We start from the raw sequence: 17,336 nt of genomic DNA, 5'->3' as shown, positions 1-17,336 counted from the left end.
CAGCCTGGTGGTTCCGGACAGGCCGTTCACAGCGCGCGCTTCCGGGGGCCCGGAACCTGTGCGTCGGATTCACGGAGGTACAGCGGCGTGGAGTCCATGAGCTGCTCCCCCGCCTCCAGCCTCGCCAGGGCGAACTGTCCCAGATACAGCGCGTCAGGCTGTTCCGTGCTGAAGTCCGGGTCGGCCCGCAGGACATCGGAGTACAGCCCGGCGCCGGCGCCGTAGGCGGGCAGGTCAGGAAGATCGGAGGCGAAACCCACATGCGGCCCGTCCACGAGCCTGGGAAGCTGGCCCACCTGCAACGTATACCGGGCCCAATACACCTCTTTGCGCCTGGCATCGGTGGCCACGAGAAACTCGGGCGCCGCCTCGGTTGACTCGGCCACTTCCAGTGCCACGGCATCCAGGCTCATCAGTCCGTAGAGCGGTTTGCCCCAGACATAGGCAAGGGTCCGGGCTGTTGCAATGCCCGAGCGGAGCCCGGTGAACGGACCGGGCCCGACGCCGACGACGATTGCGTCGACGTCCGCACCCGTGACATCGGCTTCGGCCAGCAGCTTCTCGATTCCCGGCGCGAGCACCTCGGCGTGGGTGCGCGTGTCCTCGGTGGAAAAGCTGCCCACGACGCCCTCGAGGGCATCGTCGGACACCAGTGCGGCGCTGGCCACGGCGGAGGTATCGATGGCAAGGATGAGCATCAGGATGTCCCTTCGGAGGCCTGCTTCAGGACGGGTTGGTCCTCCCAGCGCGGCCCGAAGCCGCGGATGATGATAGTGCGGGGCTCGTCGTCGTCCTCGGTATCGAAGTCCAGGACAGCGTCCGCCCCTCGCGGTTCGGCGCCTGGGTCCGGGCCGTCTCCGACCGCAGGGTGTTCAAGTGCGCCGCTTCCAACAGTGGCGCTTCCAATAGTGCGGTGCAGCTCCACCTCGAGCCGGCTCTCGCTCAGGTGCTCCACGCGGTCACGTCCCCACTCCACCACGGTGACGGAGGAATCCATGGTGTTTTCCAGATCGATGTCATCGATTTCCGACGCCGATCCCAGCCGGTAGGCGTCTACATGGACCAGGTCCGGGCCGCCGGGCCTGGGACCGCCGGGGAGGTTGGGATGGATTCTGACCAGCACAAAGGTCGGCGAAATGATGCCCTCCCGCACCCCCAGGCCCTCCCCGAGGCCCTGGGTGAACGTCGTCTTGCCCGCGCCAAGTTCACCCGTGAGGACCAGCAGGTCCCCCGCCCGCAGCACCTCCGCGAGTGCCGCGCCGAGTGCGTGTGTCTGTTCCGCCGTCGTGACTTTCAGGGTCTGGACCCAGCGCGGCGGATTAAGGGCTGCCGGAAGGCTCACTGCGCGGGCGTTTCGTTGATGAAGGTGCGCGGCACGCGGGGGCTAATGCGGGTCACGATTTCGTAGTTGTTGGTGCCGGCGGCACGGGCCCAGTCATCGGCGGTGGGGCCGCCGTCGGCGCCGTCGCCAAAGAGCAGGGCCTCCGCGCCGAGGACGCTGTGGCCGCCTGCTGATACGTCCCGGCGGCCGAGGTCGATCACCATCTGGTCCATGGCGATCCGGCCGACCACCGGGTAGGTGACGCCTTCCACCCGCACCGGCCCGCCGGTGGCCACGCGCGGCACGCCGTCCGCGTAGCCCAGCGGGATGAGTCCAAGAGTGCTTTCGCCGGAGGTGCGGTAGTTGAACCCGTAGGAGACGCCCTGGCCGGAGGGGACGTCCTTGCAGTGGGCCACCACCGTGCGCAGGGTCATTGCCGGGCGGAGTCCCAGTTCAGCGGACGTCTGCCCCTCGAACGGCGACAGGCCGTAGATGCCGAGACCCACCCTGACGAGGTCGAAGTGCGTGTCCGGCCGGGACAGGGTGGCCGGGGTGTTGGCCAAATGGCGGACTTCGGGGTCCACGCCGGCGTCCTCGGCGATGGCCAGGACGTCGCGGAAAGCGGCGAGCTGATCGTCGGTTTCGGGGCGCTCGGGTTCATCGGCTACTGCGAGGTGCGAGAAAATGCCCACCACGCGCAGCAGGCCTTCGTCCTGGTATTCCATGGCCTCGCCCACGAGGCGGTCCCACACCTCCACGGTGGCGCCGTTCCGGCCAAGGCCCGTGTCCACCTTGAGATGGATGCGCGCCGGACGCTCCTGGTCCCGGGCGGCAGTGACGATCCGCTCCAGCTCCCAGCCCGAACACCCGATGTCGACGCCGGCGGCCACCGCCGCGCCGAAGTTGCTTTCGGGGGTGTGCAGCCAGGCGAGCAGCGGCGCCTGGATGCCGGCGGCGCGGAGGGCCAGCGCCTCGGAAATGTGCGCCACTCCCAGCCAGCTGGCTCCCGCCTGAAGGGCTGCGCGCGCCACCGGTACCGCCCCGTGGCCGTACGCATCGGCCTTCACTACGGCCATGACCCGCGCCGGCGAGGCGGCTGCCACAAGACGCCGCACGTTGTGGCGGATGGCTTCGAGGTCGATCACGGCGGACCGTTCCTGGGACAGGTGCGGCACCGGACCTGTCGCGCGGGGGAGGTCTCCTGTTGCTGCTGGATATGTCACTCTATTGATTCTAATGCTGGCGCCCGGGGCCGGATAATTCGCCGAGCGGCACGGGCCGGGGCGGGCGGGGCCTGGGCGGCCCGGCCTGGCAGGGCCTGGGCGGGCGGGGCCTGGGCGGCCCGGCCTGGCAGGGCCTGGGCGGGCGGGGCTAGGCGTCCGACAGGTGTGCGATCGTGGCGGCCGCCCGCCGCTGGGCCTCCGGCGGCACGTCGCGGACGATGTCGGCGAGGAAGGCGTAGCGCCGCATCCATTGGCTCCCCCGGCGTTCCGGCCGGGCGATCGCGCGCTTCCACCAGTCAGCGATGTCCCCCCAGCCGGGCGCCGCGAGCGAGCCCCCGACTTCCTGGACGGCCAGCGCGGCGCACAGGTTCGCGAACCGCAGCCTGTCACCCAGCGGCCAACCCGCCAGGCAGCCCACCACGAACGCCGCCCCGAAGCAGTCCCCGGCCCCCGTGGGATCGTAGGCGGTCACCGGCAGGGACGGCACCCATTCCTCCTCGCCGGTCTCCGAGTCCACGGCCATGGCTCCCTGTTGCCCCAGTGTCACCACGGCCACGGGCACACGGTCTGCCAGCGAGTACAGGGCGGCCCAGGGATTCTCCTTGCCGGTGAAGGCCATGGCCTCGCGCTGGTTGGGCATGAAGGCGTGGAAGTACCGCAGATTCTCGAGCCGGGCGTGCGACCACTCGCCGCTGGGATCCCAGCCCACGTCGCCGAACAGCTTCACGCCGGCGTTGTGCGCCGCCAGCGCCCAGGGCTCAAGCTCGTGGCCGAGGTCCGCCACTGCCGCCAGTGCGGGCGGGGGCTCCCCGATCAGCTCGGAGGCCGTCACCGGCGCGGGATGCCCGTGGGTCACCATGGACCGGTCGTGGTCCACACTCAGGGACACCGTCACCGGCGAATGCCAGCCCGGAACGCGCCGAGACAGGGACAGATCCACGTGCTCCTGCCCGGCAAGAATCTTCCAGTTGTAGTCCCCGTAGCCGTCGTCACCGAACGCCGCCGCAAGGCCCGTCCGCAGGCCCAGCCGGGCGGCCGCGATGGCCTGGTTCGCCACGCCCCCGGGGCAGCTTCCCATCCCTTCGCTCCAGATTTCGGTCCCGGGCTGGGGCGCGTGCGGCAGTCCCGTGAAAATGATGTCCTGGAACACCGTCCCGGCCAGCAGCAGGTCAAAACCTCCGGCCGACGTCGTTCGGACGGAAGAGAGCGGATCGAAGCGGCCTGCGGGAATCGCATCCATGTTCGGCACACTACGCCGTGGGCCTTGGTGTTGAAACCCCAAGGTCTGGGGGTACGGCCAGGACCGGCGGTGCTCGCCGCCGGTCCGCAACGGTGAGCGGATGGATGGCGAAGCGGCACAGTGCGCATAGACTCCTGCCATGCGGCTCATGATCGCCGGTGGCGGCGGATTCCGGGTTCCCCTCGTGTACCGGGCGCTCTGCTCGGGGCCATACGCCGGACTGGTCCGGGAACTGGTGCTCTTCGACGTCGATCCCGGCCGCCTCGCTGCCATCAGCGCGGTGCTCCGCTCCATGGCGGCGGCCTCCGGGACGGACGGCAGGGCCGCCGTCGGGCAGCCCCCGGCGGTGACCACCACCTCGTCCCTCCGCGAGGCACTGGCGGGCACCGACGTAGTGTTTGCAGCCATCCGGCCGGGCGGGACGGCAGGCCGGATAGCGGATGAACGCGTCGCGCAGGCCCTCGGGCTGCTGGGCCAGGAAACCACGGGCGCGGGCGGCATCTCGTACGCGCTGCGCTCCATCCCCGCCATGCTGGAACTGGCCCGCGAAATGCGGACGCACTGCCCGGACGCGTGGCTGGTCAACTTCACCAATCCGGCGGGGATGGTCACCGAAGCGCTGCTGCCCGTGCTGGGCCGGAAGGTCATTGGCATCTGCGATTCCGCGAGCGCCCTGGTCCACCGCGCCGCCAGGGCTGCGGGCGCGCCCCTGCCTGCCGGGAAGCTCGACGGCGTGGGCTACTACGGGCTGAACCATCTCGGCTGGCTGTACCGGCTGGAGTCCGGCGGCCGTGATCTCCTGCCGGGGCTGCTGGCCGACGCCGGCGCGCTTGCCGGCTTCGAGGAGGGCAGGCTGTTTCCGCAGCCCGTCCTGCAGGCGCTGGGCGTCCTGCCGAACGAATACCTGTTCTACTACTACGAAACAGCGCGGGCGGCCGCGGCGATGCGCGCCATGGAGGGCACCCGCGGCGAGTCCATCCATGGCCAGCAGGCCGAGCTGTATCCCCGGCTGGCCGCCGCTGGCGAGGCGGCGTTTGGATTGTGGGATGCCGCACGCAGGTCCCGCGAAGAGGGTTATCTGGCCGAAGCCCGCAGCGCCGGAGAGGCGCGCGATGCCGAGGATCTTGCCGGCGGCGGCTACGAACAGGTGGCGCTGGCGGTGATGCGGGCACTTGTCGGTGAAGGACCGGGCGGGTCTGGCACGGACGGCGGCAGCACCCAGCTGATCCTCAACACGCGGAACTCAGCCGTTTCTCGACCGGGCGGCGGCGCGGAGCCGGCGATTCCAGGGCTGCCGCCGGACGCCGTCGTCGAGGTTCCCTGCACCGTGACCGCCAGCGGCGCGGTGCCCATTGCGCAGGACCGTCCGGCCGAACCGCAGCTGAGCCTCATGCAGCGCGTGAAGCGCGTGGAGCTCCTCACCGTGCAGGCCGCGGCCGGCGGCGAGCGCGATGCTGCGCTGGAAGCCTTCGCCGCTCACCCGCTGGTAGGGACGGAGAAACTCGCCGGACAGCTGCTTGCCGGGTACGAGGCCGCGTTCCCCGGGTTGGCGACGTTGTGGCGGAGATCCGGCGGGGACAGCCGCAGTTAACCGGGGCGTGCTACTTCGAACGGTGCCCCGACGGCCGCAGCTGCGTGACGGCCGCAGCCTCACCTCGACACCAGCACCTCCAGCTCGTCGATCAGGCCGTCCACGCCCGGCGACGCCGCGATCGCCGCGCCAATCCGCCGGCTGCCGGCCTGGTATCGCCCGTCACTCAAGACCTTCTGCACAGCATCCCGGATGGCAGCCGGGGCCGGCCGCCCGGTTCCGAGACTAATTCCTGCGCCTGCCCAGGCAACCCGGGCGGCTCCCTCGGGCTTGTCCTCAGTGTCTCCGGCGACCACAATGGGCACGCCGTTTTCCATCGCGTAGTGCAGTCCGCCGTATCCCCCGTTGGTCACATACACCGCGACCTTCGGCATGAGCTCGGCGTCGGGCAGGAATTCGGCGGCACGCGCGTTCGCAGGGAGCGGCGGCAAATCAGCCAGCGGACGCCGCCCCGTGCTGACCACCACAGTCACGTCCTCCTGCGCGAGCGCCTCCAAGCTCGGCGCCACGAGTGCCGAGAAGTCTGTGTTCGACACGGTTCCCTGGGTCACGTAGACCACCGGACGGGAACCGTTCAGATCTCCCCACCACTCGGGCCTTGCAATGCCGCTGGGAACATGCCGGGCCGTCGGTCCGAAGTAGCGCAGGTTCGCCGGCGCATCCGATCGAGGGTATTCGAACTCAGGGACCGTAAACTGAGCGATGAGTTCCGCCCGCCGCGGCCAGTCGAGCATGAATAGCCCCTCCAGCCCCACTCCTGTCAGCTCCCGCATGATGGCGTCGACCTGCCGGTCGCTGTCCCGCAGCAGGATCTTTTCCACCAGCCAGTTCAGGGCGCGGTTCCGCAGGCGGGCGGCCGGCCCGCGTCCGGGCGCCAGACCGAGACCGAACGGCGCGCAGTCCGCGCTGGAGAGCGTTAACGGCAGGATGCCGCAGGCGATGACCGGCGGACGGTCCTCCAGCGGCAGCCCCGAGAGTGTGCCGGCTCCGACGAACGTGACTTCTGCAAGAACCAGATCTGTCGGTTCGGCCTGGATCGCCGCCGACAACGCCTCGAACTGGCCGCGCGCCGGATCGATAACCAGCACGCGGACGCCCTCCCGCACCGCCGCAATGCCCTTGGCGCTGCTGGCCGGGGGCGTGTACTCGGCCCCGGCACCCAGGGGCACAAATTGTGCACCGACTGCCCGGACCGCCTCCTGGTATGCAGGACCCGTCAGAAACCGCACACGGTGCCCGCGGTCGATCAGTCGCCGGGCAACGCCCAGCATCGGTGAAACGTGGCCGTCGTGAGGACCGCTGCAAACGATGATGGAAGCCATGGTTGGAGCCTATGGGGCGGGCAGCAGAACGTCTACAGCCGGTCACGAGGGCCCGGGCCGTGAATGCGCGGGCGCTTCAGGAGTAGTGTTTTACCGGATGCAGTTCCCGGGCCGGGCGCCGCAGTTGGCGCTGGCGTGTGTGAGTCCCCGTGAACCGAAAGGAGAGCCGTGACCCCGATCAAGCGCGTGGCCTTCCTCTCCCTTCACACCTCCCCGATGGAGCAGCCCGGTTCCGGGGACGCCGGCGGCATGAACGTATACATCCGCGGACTGGCGTCGGCACTCGCCGAAAGCGGCGTGGAGGTGGAGATCTTCACCCGGTCCACGGACGCCGGCCAGCCCGCCGTCGAACATCCGGACCCCGGGGTGTGCGTCCACAACGTCCTGGCCGGACCGACGCGGAAGCTGCCCAAGGAGGAGCTGCCGGAGCTGCTGCACAGCATGGTGGCCGAGATCGAACGGATCCGCGAGCGGCAGCCGCACGGCCGCTACGACATCATCCATTCCCACTACTGGGTGTCGGGCGTGGCCGGACTGGAGCTTTCCAGGCTGTGGGGCGTCCCGCTGGTCCACACCATGCACACTATGGCCAAGGTCAAGAACCTCCTCCTGCAGTCCGGCGAAAAGCCGGAGCCGCGCCGCCGTGAGGACGGCGAACACCGGATCGTGGAGGGCGCCGCGCGGCTGATCGCCAACACCAGCGCCGAGGCCGCCGAACTCGTGTCGCACTACGACGCCGACTTTGACCACATCGACGTCGCTCCCCCGGGCGTTGACCTCGCCGTTTTCACCCCCGCCTTCCGCGGCCGCTCACGCGCCGCGCACGGCATCCTGCCGGGCACCTTCCACCTGTTGTTCGCCGGCCGCATCCAGCGGCTTAAGGGGCCCCAGATTCTGGTCAAGGCGGCCGCCCTGCTCCGCGAGCGCCGTCCGGACATCGACCTGAAGCTGACCATTCTGGGAGCGCTGAGCGGCGCGAAGGACTTCAACCTGAAGTCGCTGGTCACCGCCGCCGGAATGGACGACGCCGTCACCCACCACCCGCCGGTCGGCGCGGCCGAGCTGGCGGGCTGGTACCGCTCGGCCGACGTCGTCGTCATGCCGTCCTACAGCGAGTCCTTTGGCCTCGTGGCGCTGGAGGCCCAGGCCTGCGGCACGCCTGTGGTGGCCACGCGTGTTGGCGGGCTGTCCCGCGCCATCTTTGACGGCCGCACCGGGCTGCTGGTGGACGGCCACCGGGCCGCTGACTGGGCCGACGCCCTCGAAGCCCTCTATGACGACCCGGTCACGAGGGAGGACATGGGCCGCGCGGCCTCCGTGCACGCGCAGAGCTCGGGGTGGCAGCGCACGGCCGCCATCACGCTGGAAAGCTACCATGCCGCCGTCGACGAGTTCCCAGCCGGCCACAGCGTGCCGGCCGGCTACGTTCCGCGGCTCACCGGCTGAGCCGGGCCCGGCCGGAGAAGACCCAAACGGATTCCCCCGAACCAAAGGACGACGATGTCTGACAGCAGCACTCCGAGCGATCTGGAAATTGCCCGCGGCGCCAGCCTGCGGCCCATCGGGGACATCGCGGCCGCCGCCGGCATCGATGCCGGGGCCGTGGAGCTCTACGGCCGGTTCAAGGCGAAGATCGATCCGGCCAAGCTGTCCGCCGCGGCCGCGCAGGGAAAAGTGGTTCTGGTGTCGGCGATGTCGCCCACTCCTGCCGGTGAGGGTAAGTCCACCACCACGGTGGGGCTTGCCGACTCGCTGGCCAGGGCGGGCCACAGGGTGATGATCGCGTTGCGTGAGCCCTCGCTCGGGCCGGTCCTGGGGATGAAGGGCGGGGCAACCGGCGGAGGCTATTCCCAGGTGGTGCCCATGGACGAGATCAACCTGCATTTCACCGGCGACTTCCACGCCGTGACGTCGGCCAACAATGCCCTCATGGCGCTGGTGGACAACCACATCTACCAGGGCAACGAGCTGAACATCGACCCGCGCCGCATGACGTTCAAGCGGGTGCTGGACATGAACGACCGCTCACTCCGGGAGGTGGTGATCGGCCTCGGCGGACCGACGCAGGGCATCCCGCGCCAGGACGGCTTCGACATCACCGTGGCTTCGGAGATCATGGCGGTGTTCTGCCTCGCCACCGACATCGCAGATTTGCGGGCACGGCTGGGCCGCATCACGTTCGGCTACACCTACGACCGCGCGCCGGTCACGGTGGCCGACCTGGGCGTCCAGGGCGCCCTGACCCTGCTGCTCAAGGACGCCATCAAGCCCAACCTGGTGCAGACCATCGCCGGCACCCCGGCGCTGGTGCACGGCGGCCCGTTCGCCAACATTGCCCACGGCTGCAACTCCCTCATTGCCACGCAGACGGCCCGCCGGCTCGCTGACATCGTGGTCACGGAGGCCGGCTTCGGCGCGGACCTGGGGGCCGAGAAGTTTATGGATATCAAGGCGCGCATCGCGGACGTGGCACCGGCCGCCGTCGTGGTGGTGGCCACGGTCCGCGCCCTGAAGATGCACGGCGGGATCGCCAAGGACCAACTGAAGGAGCCCAACGTTGAGGCGCTGGCCGCCGGTGTGGCCAATCTCCGCCGCCACGTCCGCAACGTGGAGAAGTTCGGCGTCACCCCCGTGGTGGCCATCAACAAATTCGCCACGGACACACAGGAGGAACTTGACTGGCTGCTCGACTGGTGTGCAGGGGAAGGCATCCAGGCTGCCGTGGCGGATGTCTGGGGCCGTGGCGGAGGCGGGGACGGCGGCGATGAACTGGCGGCGAAGGTGGCGGCTGCCGTTGCCGGGCCCAACAACTTCCGTCACCTGTACCCGCTGGAGCTGTCTGTGGAGGACAAGATCCGGACCATCGCGCAGGAGATCTACGGCGCGGACGGGGTGGATTTCTCCGTGCCTGCACTGCGGCGGCTGGCGGACATTGAGAAGAACGGCTGGTCCGGGCTGCCCGTGTGCATGGCCAAGACGCAGTACTCCTTCACCGACGACGCCTCCCGGCTGGGCGCACCCAAGGGCTTCACCATCCACGTGCGCGACCTGATTCCCAAGACCGGCGCAGGCTTCATCGTGGCCCTCACCGGCGCGGTGATGACGATGCCCGGGCTTCCTGCCGTGCCGGCGGCCCTGCGGATGGACGTGGACACGGACGGCAACCCGGTGGGCCTGTTCTAGACGCTCTCTCACTTCCTGCCGCCCCCAACGCGACGCTCTCTCACTTCCTGCCGCCCCACCCCCAACGCTCTCTCACTTCCTGCCGCCCCACCCCCAACGCTCTCTCACTTCCTGCCGCCCCACCCCCAACGCTCTCCCACTTCCTGCCGCCCCAAGGCGACGCTCTCCCACTTCCGTGCGCCCAAGGCGACGCTCTCTCACTTCCTGCCGCCTCCAAGGCGACGCTCTCTCACTTCCGTGCGCCCAGCGACTGCCTGTGGATAACTTCTGCAGCGTCGCCGCTTTTGGGTCAGACTGCCTGCATGCAAATGAGCAATAATCTGCCCGGACTGCTGGCAACAGCTCCGTTCACGATCGACTCGGCGCGGGCCGCAGGCGTTTCCGCAAACAGGCTGCGGCGAAAAGACGTGGTCCATGTGGGTCGAGGGCTCTACCGCCCGTCGGACTGGAGCTTTGAGCTGGAGGCCGCGGCGCGGGCGCTGTCGAACGCGTCGCCAGGGGCCTGGATCTCACACGTCACTGCGGCACGGCTTCGGTGCCAACTGCTGCCGCCCTGGCTGGCCGACTCGACGGAGTTGCATCTAAGCAAGCCCCGGGCCCTGCCCTCGGTGCGCCGCAGCGGCGTACTCGGCCACACGGTACTGGCACTGGAAGACGAAACTGAGTGGGCCGACGGCATCCGCATCAGCACGCGATCGCGGACGTGGCTGGATTTGGCGCGACGACTGTCGGTGAGTGATCTGGTGTGCATGGGTGACCAATTAGTCCGCATCCCGCGACTGGTCTTCGAGGGACGGACGCAGCCCCACGACACCTTGGACGGACTGCGCACCTTGGTGGGTCACCATCCGAACCTGCAGGGTGTGGTCCGTGCCCGGGCAGCACTGGATCTGATGCGGGTCGGCGCCGACTCCGCGCCGGAATCGTTGCTTCGCCTGGCGATGGCCGATGCCGGCCTCCCCGAGCCGGGTCTCCAACTGGCATTGCGCATCGGTGACGGCATGTCGCCTACCGCCGATCTCGGTTACCGCCATCGGCGGCTCGCCATCCAGTACGACGGCGGACATCACCTCCTCGACGCACAGTCCCTTAGTGACAGACGCCGTGACAAGGCTTTCGAAGCCGCCGGCTGGACTGTCCTGATATTGGACAAGGACGATCTTGCTGACGATTTCCAAGCGGCCATCGGCAAGATCAAGCGCACGTTGCGCACCGCGTGGCGAGATCATTCCCAGTTATCGGGCTTCGCCGACGCCGGGTGAGAGAGCGTCACGTCCAAATATGCAGGAAGTGAGAGAGCGTCACCCAAAGACCTGCAGGAAGTGAGAGAGCGTCCGGTCCTTCACCAAGAACTCCGGCCCGCTGCTGGTTGTCCGTCCCGCTGTTCTGCCCGTTCTGCCCGTTCTGCCGGATCAGCCGGATCAGCCCGTTCTGCCAGACCTGCCGAAGCGGCCGAAGCTGCCCGTCCCGTAGCCAGTTCCGCCTGGGTCTTCGAACCGCCCCGGGCACTCGTGGAACCGCCGCGCTTGAGCGAAACGAAGACCACCACCACGCACAGCACCACCAGCCCGGCAACGTACGCTGCGGTGGCCGGGTCCTCGGCAAGGAGCTCCGGAATCGCGCGTCCGGGCACCGCGACGGCAAAGATGAAGGCAACGGCAATGCCGATGTAACTGCCGATCATGTTCCGCAGGTGCGACCGCATGTCACGTCGGATCGCGCCGATGAGGCCAAGGGTGACCGTCACGATGGTGAAGGCAGACAGCCCGTGCAGCCAGGTGAAATGCCCGGCCGTCACAATCCAGAAACTGCTGACACAGACGTAGTACATGGCCGCCACCCATAGGTAGCCCATGGTGCGGTGGAAACGGTCGCGGCGTCGGCGAAGAATTTGGAAGGGGCCGATCGCAAGGACAAACAGTGCGGCGGTCACGTGGCTGATAAGCAGTACATTCCAGTGGTCCATGCCCTTAGGATAGAACCACTATCCAGTACACGTACATCAGGATAATTGGCGCCGGATTCGCTATCCAGTGGATCCGGGACTTCGCAGGAAGGAACGCGGCATGCAGCTCAAGGAACTGAGCGAGCACTCGGGAGTCTCGGCCGCCAGCATCAAGTACTACCTCCGCGAGGGCATGTTGCCGGCCGGCCAGACCGTCCACGCAACTCGCGCGCAGTATTCGGCCAGGCACGTCGAGCGTCTCAATTTGATCCAGGCGCTCCGCCGGATAGTCGGACTGAACATTGAGCAGATCCGCGGTCTCCTCAAAATGGCCGACGACGGCGCCCCGCGCCTTACGCTCTTAGCGGCGGTTCAGCGCGTGGTGCTGGACCTGGGCGCCTCCACCACCAGCAGTGGCGGGGTCCGCGCACCGGCGGGGGACGCCGTCGTGCGTCTCCGGAATTGGCCGGATTACCCAAGTGACGCCCGGAGTGCTTTGAACGCCCATCTCGAGCTGATGGAAAACCTCAACATTCGGGTTTCCAGCGAGCTCCTGGATACCTACAGCAAGGCCATGGACGACGTCGCCGGACTCGACATCGCGGTGACGACCGCCCCAGACAGCGTCGACCAGCTCATTCTCACCGCCGCCGTCGGCTTGCACCTGCACAGCCAACTGCTGCTAAAGCTCCTCGCCCTCGCCCAGGCGAGCCACGCCATCCGGCGTTACGAACAGGACGCTTAAAGCACGACGCTCCCCCACCAAAAGTGAGAGAGCGTCGCGCCACAACCCACCAAAAGTGAGAGAGCGTCGCGGAAGGAGGGAGAGGGTTTAGCGCTCGAGGTCGCCGCGGATGAAGGCCTCGACCTTTTCACGGGCGAGGTCGTCATTGAACTGCTCCGGCGGGGACTTCATGAAGTAGCTCGAAGCCGACAGGAGCGGCCCGCCGATGCCGCGGTCCAGGCCGATCTTGGCGGCGCGGATGGCGTCGATGATCACGCCGGCGGAGTTGGGTGAGTCCCAGACTTCCAGCTTGTATTCGAGCGAGACGGGGGCGTCGCCGAAGTTGCGGCCCTCGAGCCGGACGAAGGCCCACTTGCGGTCGTCCAGCCACTGGACGTAGTCCGACGGGCCGATGTGAACGTCCTTGGCAGCCAGTTCGGCCTCGACGTTCGAGGTGACGGCCTGGGTCTTGGAGATCTTCTTGGACTCGAGGCGGTCGCGCTCCAGCATGTTCTTGAAGTCCATGTTGCCGCCGACATTGAGCTGGTACGTGCGGTCCAGCGTGACGCCGCGGTCTTCGAAGAGCTTGGCCATGACGCGGTGCGTGATGGTCGCGCCGATCTGGCTTTTGATGTCATCGCCTACGATCGGAACGCCGGCGGCGGTGAACTTGTCCGCCCATTCCTTGGTACCGGCGAGGAACACGGGCAGGGCATTGACGAAGCCCACGCCGGCGTCGATGGCGCACTGTGCGTAGAACTCCGCGGCCTCCTGCGATCCGACGGGCAGGTAGCAGACCATGACGTCAGCCTTGGCGTCCTTGAGGGCCTGGACCACGTCGACCGGCTCGGCCGGGGACTGCTCGATGGTCTCGAGGTAGTACTTGCCGAGCCCGTCCAGGGTGTGGCCGCGCTGCACGGTCACCCCGGTCGGCGGAACGTCGGCGATCTTGATGGTGTTGTTCTCGCTGGCCAGGATGGCATCGGCCAGGTCAACGCCGACCTTCTTGCCGTCAACATCGAAAGCGGCTACGAACTGGACGTCGTTGACGTGGTACTTGCCGAACTCAACATGCATCAGACCCGGGATCGTTGCCTGGGGGTCGGCATCCCGGTAGTAGTGGACACCCTGCACCAGGGAAGCAGCGCAGTTACCCACGCCGACAATGGCAACACGAATCGGATTTGAAGACACGGAACTCCTTTGGGGGAAAAGCTGTTGCCGGGCGGCCGAGGATGACCGGGCTGGGCGGCAAGGGAGAATATGTGCGATCTCGGACCATTCGAAGCACCGCCCCCAGCGGCGCCGACGTCGTCCAAAGATGCTGCCCTCCATTCTCCCCTCCAAGCCCAGTTGGGCGCTATGCCATGATCGGGCGGTTACGCCTACCCAAACGGGTAGGCACACCTCCTGAGCTACTGTGAGCCGACGCACTCCGTTGCATAGGCCGAACCCTGTTGATTAGAGATTATCCGGTACTTCATGCGTTGCCAGAAGCCGTTCAAACCTGTCGTAGGCCGCCAGGTAGAAGCGCGTTCAGGCGCGAAAGTCAAGGGTGGAGCAGGCTGCGGAAAGAGTCCTTGACAATATCCGTGACGTGCTTCACTCTGTTGTTCATTGCGAAGCTCATTGCTCCATACGGAACAAATCGAAGCGGTGCCCCAGCGGTTTCGCGATCAGTCCCTGAACCTTAGAGAAGTGCTTTATGCACCAATGCCACTCTTTGAACCTCGCTCCCAGGGAACTGCACCACCTGTCTTGACGAACCGAACCTGCCAGCCCAGGACCGGTCAGTCGAGGCAAAAACTGAGGCATCCGCAACACTCAGTAAAGGGAACACTTTCATGACAAGCACACGTGACGTCAGCGCCGATAAACGTAGCGAAAGACCCGACTCCGTCGACACCTCCATATCAAAAGAGACCAGCTCCCAGTTCAAACGCCGCTTCATGGTGCGGCTTGTCACTGTCTTCATCGGCGGGATGTTCCTCGACGGTTACATCCTCGGAATCATCGGCCCCGTCGCCGGATCCATGCGGTCAGATCTCCAGCTCGACGCACTATCTCTGGGCATGATCGCTGCAGGCCCGCTGGCTGGTATCTTCGTCGGCTCCCCCCTGGCCGGTTGGGCTACTGACAAGTTCGGACGCAAGCCCATGTTCCTCGTGGACATGGGCCTGTTCCTGGTCGTCTCAGCGGCCCAGTTCTTCGTAACCTCCGGAGACGGGGCCGTGATCCAGCTGGCCATCATCCGGTTCTTCATGGGCGTCGCGATCGGCGGCGAGTACTCAATCGGTGGGCCATTGCTATCAGAGTTCTCCCCTCCAAAGCTCCGCGGGCGATTGCTCGGGCTGACTCTGATCGCCTGGTACGTCGGTTTCATGATGGCATTCATCGTCGGCACGCTCCTGCACGACGCCGGCACCCCATGGCGCCTTGTACTCGGCACCTGCGCGATACTCGCATTCGTCCTGTTCCTCGCCCGCTTGGGCCTCCCCGAATCGCCGAGCTGGCTCATTACGAAGGGACGGCGTGAGGAAGCACTCGCGATCGCACGTAAATACGTCGAATCGTCCCAGATGCACACCAGCATCACCGAAGAGATCGATTTGAGGATGATCCAGGAGGCCCAAGCCGCGCAGAGTGGGACCAAAATCAAGGGCGCCTCCTTCGGAATGCTGTTCTCGAGGCAGTACTGGCGCACCACCCTCTTCACTTCAGGTTTTTGGTTCTGCGCAGTCACTCCGTACTTCGCGATCGCGACCTTCGCCGACGAGGTGCTCAACCAATTCGGCTTCGGCGGCGGTTGGGCCGGTGGAGTCGGCCTGTCCGCACTTGCGGTCGCGGGGGTTGTCACCAGCGTACTTCTGATTGACAAGCTCGGCCGCCGAATCCTCACCGTGCCCGGGCAGTGGCTCTGCGCAGGTATCCTGCTGATCATCGGAGTCTGGGGGAACGCACCAGCGATCCTCGTGCTCGTCCTGTTTCTCGCCTTCTCCTACTTCAATGCCGGCTACACCACGATGACCCAGGTCTATCCGGCCGAGGTATTCCCCGGCCACCTGCGCGGCATCGGCACTGGCTTCGCCGCGGCCTTCAGCCGCATCGGAGCCGCACTCGGCACCTTTGCCCTGCCATGGGCGATCAGCAACATCGGCATGGGCGCAACCATGGTCGTAGCCGCTGCCGTCGCATTACTCGGCGCAGTCCTCTCGCAATGGCTCGCGCCTGAGACGAAGGGGCGCACCCTCGCCGAAATCTCAGCAAACTTCTCCCACTGACACCGGGACTGCACGTGCAAAAATCGGGCGGAAATGCTGGCCAACGCCGAAAACGTAGTGCCCGACAGGAGGTTGCGCTCGTGGCCGCGAGTCTTAGCGTCTGATACTCGACTTTTTCACAAGCTGTCCCCTAATCAACCCCGATAACGGGCCGCGCTCATTATCTGATCTTTGAGACCAGTTTCAGGTCAGCTTCCCGGCTGGGTCCTCCTCTCCTGATGTGGCTAAGAATGGGTTCCGCCAGTTGAAGCATTGCTGTCTGATAGCCGTCGATCTGTGATTCCCGGGACGGATTTGCCGGGTGAGCCGAAACTGTGGCTCGGACGATTGCGGGGGAGTAGTTTCTCCTGAGTTGTTCGGCCCACACTGCGCTGGCGCAGCGTGCGAAGCTGGGTTGAAACCATCGTGTTGGTGCGTGGAGAATTTCTTGTGGAGTGATGTTGGTCAGCGCTGCTGTGCGGACGAGTTGTTCCCATGTCGGGTACATCTTTCCGCATGCTGCCGCGGCGGCGCTCGGGTCACCAGGCGCCGCCCGGCGGCTTAACACTGTGTGCCGCTTCAAGCGGCCCAGCAAGTGAGCGGCGCGAGCCCGTTAGAGCCGGACAATAGCCCGGCAATAGGTGACTGCGCATGGGCTCTCGGAGGAGAGACGATGCGGTAGCCCGCCCCACCCGGGATGCGACCGTCCTCCCAGCAGTAGCTTCGCCGGGCAGCAGTGTTCGAGGTCAGTGATAGGAAGCGCGGAGTGGAGAGAATGCAGGCGGGGCTGTCCCTGGTCGCCTTCCCCGTGACGTTCTATGTGGCCAACCTCGCGTCAGCACTTCCGGCGCTGTTCCCCACCTCAAGCCGCTACAGCAGCATGGGCATCGCCTACAACTTCTCTGTGGCGATCTTCGGCGGGACAACTCCATTCCTGGTCCAGGGCCTGATCGCGGCCACCGGCGACGACATGGCCCCGGCCTATTACCTGATGGGGACGTCGGTCATTGGGGCGATCGCCATCTATTTCCTTCGTGAATCCGCCCGGCCGCCCGCTGCCGGGCTCCATGCCGAGCGTGGACACCGAAGCCGAGGCCCACGAGCTCATCGCCGCCCAGGACCCAAAGCTCTCTGGTGCTAGCCGCCCTTTCCACAAAGATGTGTCCCCGTCGTAATGAACGACGGGGACACACCTTTTAAGCCAGCGCCCTTCAGACCAGCGCCAGCAGTGAGGCCTCTTCCCAGTCCCGCAGCAAATCAAGCGCTCCCAGCGTGAGACCGAACACTTCGTCGGGATCCAGACGCCGCAGTTCCTCGGCCAGGCAGTCCCGCAGGCTTCGCCGCGGCAGGGAAATCCGCTGGGCAGGCTGGCCCGGTTGGGTCAGTTCGGCCACTGACAGTCCGGGCCGGAACAGCTGGACGTCGCCGCTTGCCCGGCTCAGGCGGACGCGCCGGATACCGGTGCCCGCGGGGTCGGCGACGATCGTCACCGGGGCGTCCAGGGAGAGGGTGAGCCAGGCCGCCAGC

The 17,336-nt window shown here is 66.8% G+C and carries 14 protein-coding genes and 1 pseudogene; 7 read left to right on the top strand and 8 right to left on the bottom strand.

Annotated elements, in window-relative coordinates; genetic code table 11:
* Window positions 1-26: 26 nt before the first annotated feature.
* The 4 genes from tsaB to AC1D14_RS00060 all read right to left on the bottom strand — a co-directional run bounded on the left by tsaB (window position 27) and on the right by AC1D14_RS00060 (window position 3,784).
* The gene (gene tsaB, locus AC1D14_RS00075) at window positions 27-698 is read right to left on the bottom strand and encodes a tRNA (adenosine(37)-N6)-threonylcarbamoyltransferase complex dimerization subunit type 1 TsaB (RefSeq protein WP_230118619.1); all 672 of its coding nucleotides are present in this window, start codon (window positions 696-698) and stop codon (window positions 27-29) included.
* Entirely contained in the window at window positions 698-1,342 is a 645-nt protein-coding gene (tsaE, locus tag AC1D14_RS00070; protein ID WP_230118618.1) for a tRNA (adenosine(37)-N6)-threonylcarbamoyltransferase complex ATPase subunit type 1 TsaE, read from the bottom strand. Before tsaE ends, tsaB begins: the two co-directional genes overlap by 1 nt.
* Window positions 1,339-2,544, bottom strand: coding sequence for an alanine racemase (gene alr, locus AC1D14_RS00065; protein ID WP_230118617.1), 1,206 nt, complete (start codon window positions 2,542-2,544; stop codon window positions 1,339-1,341). The genes tsaE and alr overlap by 4 nt, the downstream gene beginning before the upstream one ends.
* Before the next feature lie 148 nt (window positions 2,545-2,692).
* Window positions 2,693-3,784 carry a carbohydrate kinase family protein gene (locus AC1D14_RS00060; protein ID WP_476874516.1) on the bottom strand — a complete coding sequence of 364 codons (1,092 nt, stop codon included), beginning with the start codon at window positions 3,782-3,784 and terminating at the stop codon, window positions 2,693-2,695.
* 139 nt (window positions 3,785-3,923) lie between these two features.
* On the opposite strand from AC1D14_RS00060, the gene AC1D14_RS00055 reads away from it, so the two are divergent.
* Window positions 3,924-5,375 carry a family 4 glycosyl hydrolase gene (locus AC1D14_RS00055; protein WP_230121466.1) on the top strand — a complete coding sequence of 484 codons (1,452 nt, stop codon included), beginning with the start codon at window positions 3,924-3,926 and terminating at the stop codon, window positions 5,373-5,375.
* A gap of 59 nt (window positions 5,376-5,434) precedes the next feature.
* On the opposite strand, the gene AC1D14_RS00050 is transcribed toward AC1D14_RS00055, so the two are convergent.
* Complete coding sequence (locus AC1D14_RS00050; protein WP_476967913.1) at window positions 5,435-6,697, bottom strand: glycosyltransferase; 1,263 nt, start codon at window positions 6,695-6,697, stop codon at window positions 5,435-5,437.
* Window positions 6,698-6,865: 168 nt separating this feature from the next.
* Between AC1D14_RS00050 and mshA the strand changes: the two genes are divergently transcribed.
* From mshA to AC1D14_RS00035, 3 genes are all read left to right on the top strand, one after another.
* Window positions 6,866-8,143 (top strand): D-inositol-3-phosphate glycosyltransferase, encoded by a 1,278-nt coding sequence (gene mshA, locus AC1D14_RS00045; protein ID WP_230121468.1) that lies wholly within the window; start codon window positions 6,866-6,868, stop codon window positions 8,141-8,143.
* A 54-nt stretch (window positions 8,144-8,197) separates the two neighbouring features.
* Window positions 8,198-9,880 carry a formate--tetrahydrofolate ligase gene (locus tag AC1D14_RS00040; protein ID WP_476880713.1) on the top strand — a complete coding sequence of 561 codons (1,683 nt, stop codon included), beginning with the start codon at window positions 8,198-8,200 and terminating at the stop codon, window positions 9,878-9,880.
* 302 nt (window positions 9,881-10,182) lie between these two features.
* Complete coding sequence (locus AC1D14_RS00035; RefSeq protein WP_476967912.1) at window positions 10,183-11,142, top strand: DUF559 domain-containing protein; 960 nt, start codon at window positions 10,183-10,185, stop codon at window positions 11,140-11,142.
* An 80-nt stretch (window positions 11,143-11,222) separates the two neighbouring features.
* Here the strand turns inward: AC1D14_RS00035 and AC1D14_RS00030 are convergent, their stop codons facing one another.
* The gene (locus AC1D14_RS00030; protein WP_230121519.1) at window positions 11,223-11,846 is read right to left on the bottom strand and encodes a DUF2306 domain-containing protein; all 624 of its coding nucleotides are present in this window, start codon (window positions 11,844-11,846) and stop codon (window positions 11,223-11,225) included.
* A gap of 100 nt (window positions 11,847-11,946) precedes the next feature.
* On the opposite strand from AC1D14_RS00030, the gene AC1D14_RS00025 reads away from it, so the two are divergent.
* Window positions 11,947-12,570, top strand: coding sequence for a MerR family transcriptional regulator (locus AC1D14_RS00025; protein ID WP_230121520.1), 624 nt, complete (start codon window positions 11,947-11,949; stop codon window positions 12,568-12,570).
* 87 nt (window positions 12,571-12,657) lie between these two features.
* On the opposite strand, the gene AC1D14_RS00020 is transcribed toward AC1D14_RS00025, so the two are convergent.
* Window positions 12,658-13,743 (bottom strand): inositol-3-phosphate synthase, encoded by a 1,086-nt coding sequence (locus AC1D14_RS00020; RefSeq protein ID WP_230121535.1) that lies wholly within the window; start codon window positions 13,741-13,743, stop codon window positions 12,658-12,660.
* Between the two features lie 650 nt (window positions 13,744-14,393).
* Here AC1D14_RS00020 and AC1D14_RS00015 point away from each other — a divergent pair.
* On the top strand, window positions 14,394-15,830 hold the full coding sequence (locus tag AC1D14_RS00015) for an MFS transporter (protein WP_230121509.1): 1,437 nt from the start codon (window positions 14,394-14,396) through the stop codon (window positions 15,828-15,830).
* Window positions 15,831-16,590: 760 nt separating this feature from the next.
* Window positions 16,591-16,984: pseudogene (locus AC1D14_RS00010) on the top strand (MFS transporter); the annotation flags it as partial.
* A gap of 36 nt (window positions 16,985-17,020) precedes the next feature.
* On the opposite strand, the gene AC1D14_RS00005 reads toward AC1D14_RS00010, so the two are convergent.
* Window positions 17,021-17,336: OpcA/G6PD domain-containing protein (locus tag AC1D14_RS00005; protein ID WP_476967911.1), on the bottom strand; the 316-nt coding region annotated here is incomplete at its 5' end.

This window comes from Arthrobacter sp. P1_B11, from assembly GCF_056406715.1.
This window is presented reverse-complemented; position numbering and strand designations above follow the sequence as displayed.